This window comes from Mesorhizobium sp. M7A.F.Ca.CA.002.15.2.1 (assembly GCF_003998715.1).
Lineage (GTDB): Bacteria > Pseudomonadota > Alphaproteobacteria > Rhizobiales > Rhizobiaceae > Mesorhizobium > Mesorhizobium ciceri.
In genome coordinates this window covers 1-7,702 of the sequence record NZ_RZPI01000224.1, presented here as the reverse complement: position 1 = coordinate 7,702, position 7,702 = coordinate 1, and the positions used below count along the sequence as shown (strand labels likewise).

Below are 7,702 nucleotides of genomic sequence, written 5' to 3'. Positions count from 1 at the left end.
AAGCTCACCTTGATCGCAAAGCATCATGATCGCTGACCTCAGCCCCGCCCTCCTCGACCCGCGCCTCAAGCCTGGCGCCGAGCTCCTCGCCGAAGGACGCGTCATGGCGCGCGACTGGCGCCTCGGCAGCTGCCGCTTCCTGACCGAGACTGGGATGCCGTCCGAAGCCGCATGGAAGCGCAAGGCAGCGGCCGAAAAGCGAGTCATGCAGCACGCCCATATCGGCTTCAGAAGCGTCGACCGCACCGTGGCCGCGATCGGCGAGGTGCATGAGCAATGCCGCAAGGCAGGGGTAACGGTCGACCGTTTCGGCATCACCCTCGACTGGTCGATGGGTTATCCCCAAGCCATGCGTGCAAAGGCCGCGCGCGGCACCGGCATCGTGCTCACCGGCCCCGAGGATTTCGCCCGCATCACCAACGCCGCGCCCGCTGCCGCGCATTTCGGCGACTTCATGCTCGGCCTGCCGGGCGCGGTGGAAAACACCCGCGCCGCCATCGCCGCCGGTGCAACGGCCATCGGCAATCTGGGGCAGTATTTCACCTTCCGGCTGCCCTACTGGGACGATGATGTCGCGACCACCGAAGCGACCGTCACCGCCCTCGGCCTGATTGCCGCGCAGGATGCCGAAATCCTTGTCCATTCCAATCTCGACGACGGCTTCGCCGGGCTGTTCATCGACATGGCCTGCGCGCTCGGCATGGTGCTGGTCGAAAAGCACATCGTCGAGGATCTGATCGGCGCGCGGCTCGGCCATTGCTACGGCCACCACTTCAGCGATCCACTGTCGCGCGCTGCCTTCCATGCCGCGCTGGTGCGGGTCAGCGATACGCCGGGCACCATGATCTTCGGCAACACCGTTTCCTACCAGTCGACCCCGGCAGGCAATTACGCAACCCTGGCGAGTTATCTCCTGGCCGACATACTGGCTGTCGGGCGATGGCCCTCCGGCCATGCGATCAATCCGGTACCGGTAACCGAGAACCAGCGCATTCCCGATGTCGACGAGATCATCGACGCACAAACCTTCGCGCACCGGCTCACGCTGCACGCCCCCTTCTACGACCCCGTCTTCGACTGGGCCAGGGTGGAGGCGATGGCCGATGTGCTGGTCGAAGGCGGGCGTCGCTTTGCCGGTGCCGTCATGAAAGGGCTGGCCGAGCGCGGGGTGGATACCGAAGACCCGGCCGCGCTGATGTTCGCCATCCGCCGCATGGGGCCGAAGCGCATGGAGGCGCTGTTCGGCCCGGGCGCGGACGGCATCCGCGGACGCACGCCGCTGATCCATGCCGAATGGGCGCGCGAGCTCAACCACAAGGCCGTCGCCTGGGTCGCGACGCAAAAGCCGCTGGAAAGCCCTAGACCCCTGACCGTCTGCATCGGCACGACCGACGTGCATGAGCACGGAAAATATCTCGTCGAACAGGCGCTTGAAGGCCTGGGCATCGTCATCGCCGATGCCGGTGTGGCCGTCGACCCGGAAACACTCGTCGCCCGCGCCGCCGAAACCGGGGCCGATGCGATCGCCGTCAGCACTTACAATGGCGTGGCGCTGCGTTATGCACAGGCGGTGAAAGCAGCGATGGCGGCACGCGGACTTGCCTTGCCGGTGCTCATCGGCGGACGATTGAACGAAGTGCCCAAGGAGTCCAATTCGGGCCTGCCGGTCGACGTGACCAAGGATATAGCAGACCTAGGCTGCCTGCCCTGCGCCGACCTCGACGAGATGCTGCGTGCCCTGCGTTCCATCCGGCCCGTTGCCTGAAACGGGCAGGCTTCGTCTTACGCAACGACAGGGGCGTGCCTTACCAGGCGGTCATGCCGCCGTCGACCGTCAGGATCGAGCCGGTGGCGAAAGAGGATTCGTCACTGGCGAGCCACAGGATTGCATTTGCGATTTCAACCGGCTGCGCGACGCGATTCATCGGTGAGCGCGCGTTCAATGCCGCGACAAACCCCTGAGGATCGGGATGGGTTTCCAGCATGGTTTCGAAATAGCTCGACCAGGTCACACCCGGTGCCACGGCGTTGACGCGGATCTTGTCCGCAACATGGTCAAGCGCCATGGCACGCGTCAGCGCCGCGACGCCGCCCTTGGAGGCGACATAGGCCGCCCGATCGGCAAGTCCGACATGGGCCACGTTGGAAGCGGTGTTCACGATCACCCCGCCGCCGCCCGCGGCCATGACGGGAATGACATATTTGGAGCAGAGAAAGACGCCCTTGAGGTTCACGGCCATGAGCGCGTCCCAATCCGCCGCCGCGGTGGTGACAACCGAACCGCGTATGCCGTAACCGGCATTGTTGACCAGAATGTCCACCCGGCCGAAGGCCTCTTGCGCGCGGCGCACCATCGTCGCCACGGAGACTTCGTCCGAGACGTCCGCCTCCCAGGCCAGCGCTCCGGTCCTGCCGGCCACCTCGCCGGCCCGCGCGCCGTCGCGATCGACGACCAGAACGCGCGCGCCCTCCTTCGCAAACAGTTCCGTGACGGCCGCGCCGATACCGGCGCCGGCTCCGGTGACGATGGCCGCCTTGCCCTCCAAACGCATGATCGATCCCCTTTTCACAAACTTGTTTTGCCCTATCTTGCAGAAGCGCTTGCAAAGTGTCGACACTTTTGTATTTAATTTCGGCACGAACTCGGGGATATCGGTGAAAAACACTCCTTCCGTCGAACAACATCTGGAAATCTATCGCCGGATGCTGCTGGTGCGGCATCTCGAAGAGGGCCTTGGGGCGCTTCACAAGGAAGGACGCACGCGCGGTCCGATCCATCGCTGCGATGGCCAGGAAGCCGTCGGCGTCGCCGCGACCGCCGTGCTGGAGGCCGGCGACAAGGTCGCCACCACCCATCGTGGCCACGCGGTCTATATCGGCAAGGGCATGGCCGTGCACCCGGTGGTGGCCGAGATCTTCGGGCGGGCCACCGGTGCCTGCGGCGGGCGCGCCGGCCACATGCTGGTGGCCGATGCCGAAAAGGGCGTGATCGGCGGCAATGCCATTGTCGGCGCGGGCATTCCAGCCGCCACCGGCATGGCGCTGTCGATGCAGATCCTCGGCACCGGCAATGTCGCCATGTGCGTCTTTGGCGACGGCGCCGCGCAAACCGGCATCTGCCACGAAGCCATGAACATGGCGGGGCTGTGGAAATTGCCGGTCGTCTTCGTGCTCGAACACAACCAGTTCGGCCTGACCGTTCCCTCCGAGGTCCAGTCGCCGGTCGAGGACCTGTCGATCCGCGCCGCCGGCTACGCGATGCCGGCCGAGATCGTCGACGGCAATGACGCGGTGGCTGTCTACCGTGCCGTGTCGGCCATGGTCGAGCGCGCCAGGCGCGGCGAAGGCCCAGGCATGGTCGAATGTAAGACCTACCGCGTCGAAGGTTTCTCCACCTCCGACATGGGCGGTTACCAGAAGCCGGAGGATATTGCGGCCTGGAAGGAACGTGACCCGTTGCTCGTCTCGCGCAAGGCGCTTTTGGGCGACGTCGGCGAGGCGAAACTCGCGGCAATCGAGGTGGCGGCCAGAGCTGAGGTCGACGAGGCATTCGCGGCGGCCCTCTCCGACCCGATGCCCGAATTCTCGCTCGACGAAGCCTGCAACCCCTACAGCGAGGCACACTGACATGGCCATGATGCGGTATGCCGAAGCGCTCAATGCGGCACTGCGCGAAGAGATGCAGGCCGACCCCTCCGTCTTCGTCTTCGGCGAGGACATCGGACGCTATGGCGGCGTCTTCAAGGTGACGAAAGGGCTGATGGAGGAATTCGGCGAAACGCGGGTGCGCGACACGCCGATCTCCGAACAGGCGCTGACCGCCATGGCCGTGACCGCCGCGATGACCGGCACGCGGCCGGTGCTGGAAATCATGTATGCGGATTTCGTGCCGCTGACGCTCGATGCGCTGGTCAACCAGGCATCGATCTACAATTACATCTGGAACGGCCAGGTCAAGATGCCGTTCGTGCTGCGTACGCAGGGCGGCGGCGGCGCCGGCGCCGGCGCGCAGCACTCCAAGTCGCTCGATTCCATGCTTGCCCACATACCCGGCATCAAGGTCGTTGCTCCTTCGACGCCCGCCGACGCCAAGGGCATGCTGAAGGCCGCGATCCGCGACGACCAGCCGGTGGTCTTCCTCGAGCACAAGCTGCTCTACAAGATGAAGGGACCGGTGCCCGAAGGCTATTACACCGTGCCGATCGGCAAGGCCGATATCCGCCGCGAAGGCCGGGATCTCACCATCGTCGCCACCTCGATCATGGTGCAGAAGGCGCTCGACGCGGCAGCCGTGCTGGAGAGCGAAGGCATCGACGTCGAAGTCGTCGATCTCCGGACCATCCGGCCGATGGACAAGCAGACCGTCATCGACAGCGTCAAGAAGACGTCGCGGCTGCTATGCGTCTACGAAGCGGTCAAGACGCTGGGCATCGGCGCCGAGGTCAGCGCCATGATCGCCGAGAGCGAAGCGTTCGACTATCTCGACGCGCCGATCGTGCGGCTGGGCGGCGCCGAAACGCCGATCCCCTACAATCCGGAACTCGAGAAGGCGACGGTGCCGCAAATTCCGGACATCATCACCGCCGCGCGCGACCTCGTGAAAGGGGTCCGCTAGACCATGCCGACCGAAGTCATTCTTCCCAAGGTCGACATGGACATGGCGACCGGACAGATCTCGCGCTGGTTTGCCGAGGAGGGCGCGCACGTCAAGAAGGGCGATGTGCTGTTCGAGATCGAGACCGACAAGGCGGCGATGGAAATCGATGCGCCGGCCAGCGGCGTCCTGCGCGATGTCACCGGCAAAGAGGGTGTCGATATTGCGGTCGGCGCTGCCGTGGCGTGGATCTATGCCGACGGTGAGGCCTATGGGGCTGATGCTGCTGCGGCCAAGCAGGACAAGGCGCCAATCTCCCCCCCCGCGGGGGAGATGTCGACGAAGTCGACAGAGGGGGGCGCTGTCGCGCCAACGTCTCATTCTGTCACGCACCCCTCTGCCCTACCCTCTTTGCCGCCACTTGGCATCTCCCCCACAAGGGCGGAGATCGGCCAATCGCCATCGGCCGGCCGTGCAACACCGCTTGCCCGGCGCCTGGCCCGTGAGGCCGGCCTGAACCTCTCGACCGTATCTGGCACCGGCCCGTATGGCCGGGTGGTGAGGGCCGATGTCGACGCGGCCATTGCCGGTGGCGGCGCCCAGACGGCGCCTGCCGCCAAGGCTCCGGCTGGCGTGCCGGCTGCTGCTCCTGCCGCGCCGGTAAAGGCGATGTCGGACGATCAGGTCCTGAAACTGTTCGAACAGGGCTCCTACGACCTTGTCCCGCATGACAGTATGCGCAAGACCATTGCGCGCCGCCTGGTCGAGGCCAAGACCACCATTCCGCATTTCTACCTGACGCTCGACTGCGAGCTCGATGCGCTGCTGGCGCTGCGCACGCAGATCAATGCGGCAGCCCCGGTGAAGAAGACCGACAAGGGTGATGCTCCGGCCTATAAGCTGTCGGTCAACGATATGGTGATCAAGGCGATGGCGATGGCGCTGAAGGCGGTGCCCGATGCCAATGCCTCGTGGACCGAAAGCGCCATGGTCAAGCACAAGCACGCCGATGTCGGCGTTGCCGTGTCGATCCCCGGCGGGCTGATCACACCGATCATCCGCAAAGCCGACGAAAAGACGCTGTCCACCATCTCCAACGAGATGAAGGACCTCGCCAGTCGCGCCCGCAGCCGCAAGCTGAAGCCGGAAGAGTATCAGGGTGGCACCACGGCGGTGTCCAATCTCGGCATGTTCGGCATCAAGGATTTTGCCGCGGTCATCAACCCGCCGCACGCGACCATCCTGGCGGTCGGCGCCGGCGAGGAGCGGGCGGTGGTCAAGAATGGCGAGATCAGAATAGCCACCGTGATGTCGGTGACGCTGTCGACCGACCACCGCGCCGTCGACGGTGCGCTGGGTGCCGAACTGCTGGTCGCCTTCAAGCGCCTGATCGAGAACCCGATGGGCATGCTGGTTTAGGGAAGCGAGAGGGCGGTGCGGATAGTCTTCACCAGCCTCTTCGCTTTCATCATTTCCGGATTCGCCACCGGACTGGCTGCTCGGAAACGGGCGGTCACAACCCATGGATGGCGGGTGAAGCGTGGGTTGATCGACGCGCAGGTGGGTGCATGAAGACGGTTCTTTGTTACGGCGACTCGCTGACCTGGGGCTACAATGCCGAAGGTGGCCGCCATGCGCTGGAAGACCGCTGGCCAAGCGTGCTGCAGGCCGGCCTTGGCAGTGGCGTCGAAGTTATCGCCGAAGGCCTCAATGGCCGCACCACCGCCTTCGACGACCACCTGGCCGGTGCTGATCGCAACGGCGCCAGGCTGCTGCCAACGGTGCTGACGACGCATGCGCCGATCGACCTGATTGTCATCATGCTCGGCGCCAACGACATGAAGCCGTGGATCCACGGCAATCCCGTCGCGGCCAAGCAGGGTATCCAGCGGCTGATCGACATCGTGCGCGGTCACGACTATCCGTTCGACTGGCCGGCGCCGCAGATCCTCATCGTTTCGCCGCCTGTCGTCAGTCGCACCGAAAATGCCGAATTCAAGGAAATGTTTGCCGGCGGCGACGACGCCTCGAAGTTTTTGGCACCGCAATATGCCGCGCTCGCCGATGAGGCCGGCTGCGGCTTCTTCGACGCCGGCAGCGTGGCGCAAACCACACCTCTCGACGGTGTTCATCTTGACGCCGAAAACACGCGAAACATCGGCGAGGCGCTGACACCAGTCGTGCGCGTCATGCTGGAATTGTGAAGGAGAAAACCCGTGGCTGAGAACTATGACGTCATCATCATCGGCTCCGGTCCCGGCGGCTATGTCACCGCGGTGCGTTCCGCGCAGCTCGGCTTCAAGACGGCGATCGTCGAGCGCGAGCATCTCGGCGGCATTTGCCTTAACTGGGGCTGCATCCCGACCAAGGCGCTGCTGCGCTCGGCCGAGATCATGCACTATTCGGATCACCTGAAGGATTACGGGCTGAAGCTCGACGGCAAGGTCAGCGTGGACACATCGGCCGTCGTTGACCGCTCGCGCAAGGTGTCGCTGCGGCTCAATGGCGGCGTTGCCTTCCTGATGAAGAAGAACAAGGTCGACGTCATCTGGGGCGAGGCCAAGCTTTCGAAGGCGGGCGAGATCGTCGTGTCCAAGACGGCCAAGAAGCCGATGGAGCCACAGCCGCCGGTGCCGAAAGGCGTCAAGGGCGAGGGCACCTATACCGCCAAGCACATCATCCTGGCGACCGGCGCCCGGCCACGCGCGCTGCCCGGCATCGAGCCGGACGGAAAGCTGATCTGGACCTATTTCGAGGCCATGGTGCCGAAGGAGATGCCGAAGTCGTTGCTCGTCATGGGGTCGGGCGCCATCGGCATCGAATTCGCCTCCTTCTACCGCACAATGGGCGCCGAGGTGACGGTGGTCGAATTGCTGCCGGCGGTGATGCCGGTCGAGGACGCCGAAGTCTCGAAGTTCGCGCAAAAGCAGTTCGAGAAGCAAGGCATGAAGATTATCCTCGAAGCCAAGGTGACCAAGGTCGAGAAGGGCACGAACTCGGTCACGGCGCATGTCGAGATGAAGGACGGCAAGGTCGAGAAGATCACCGCCGACCGGATGATCTCGGCCGTCGGCGTGCAAGGCAACATCGAGGGCCTCGGGCTTGAGG

7 protein-coding genes are annotated in these 7,702 nt (G+C 64.6%); 6 read left to right on the top strand and 1 reads right to left on the bottom strand.

Features of this window, described 5'->3' with window-relative positions:
- The first annotated feature begins 25 nt into the window (after positions 1 to 25).
- Positions 26 to 1,765, top strand: a complete 1,740-nt coding sequence (locus ENZ74_RS14705) for a cobalamin-dependent protein (protein ID WP_063168736.1) — start codon at positions 26 to 28, stop codon at positions 1,763 to 1,765.
- A gap of 40 nt (positions 1,766 to 1,805) precedes the next feature.
- On the opposite strand, the gene ENZ74_RS14700 is transcribed toward ENZ74_RS14705, so the two are convergent.
- The gene (locus ENZ74_RS14700) at positions 1,806 to 2,552 is read right to left on the bottom strand and encodes an SDR family oxidoreductase (RefSeq protein ID WP_063168737.1); all 747 of its coding nucleotides are present in this window, start codon (positions 2,550 to 2,552) and stop codon (positions 1,806 to 1,808) included.
- A gap of 103 nt (positions 2,553 to 2,655) precedes the next feature.
- Here ENZ74_RS14700 and ENZ74_RS14695 point away from each other — a divergent pair, with 103 nt between their 5' ends.
- The 5 genes from ENZ74_RS14695 to ENZ74_RS14675 all read left to right on the top strand — a co-directional run.
- Positions 2,656 to 3,627, top strand: coding sequence for a thiamine pyrophosphate-dependent dehydrogenase E1 component subunit alpha (locus tag ENZ74_RS14695; RefSeq protein WP_158515799.1), 972 nt, complete (start codon positions 2,656 to 2,658; stop codon positions 3,625 to 3,627).
- 1 nt (position 3,628) lies between these two features.
- Positions 3,629 to 4,615: an alpha-ketoacid dehydrogenase subunit beta gene (locus ENZ74_RS14690; RefSeq protein ID WP_127312834.1), complete on the top strand. Its 987-nt coding sequence runs from the start codon at positions 3,629 to 3,631 to the stop codon at positions 4,613 to 4,615.
- Between the two features lie 3 nt (positions 4,616 to 4,618).
- Entirely contained in the window at positions 4,619 to 6,013 is a 1,395-nt protein-coding gene (locus tag ENZ74_RS14685; protein WP_127312833.1) for a pyruvate dehydrogenase complex dihydrolipoamide acetyltransferase, read from the top strand.
- Positions 6,014 to 6,162: 149 nt separating this feature from the next.
- A complete protein-coding gene (locus tag ENZ74_RS14680) occupies positions 6,163 to 6,798 on the top strand; it encodes an SGNH/GDSL hydrolase family protein (RefSeq protein WP_013531484.1) in 636 nt (211 codons plus the stop codon).
- A gap of 12 nt (positions 6,799 to 6,810) precedes the next feature.
- Positions 6,811 to 7,702: FAD-dependent oxidoreductase (locus ENZ74_RS14675; protein WP_127224741.1), on the top strand; the 892-nt coding region annotated here is incomplete at its 3' end.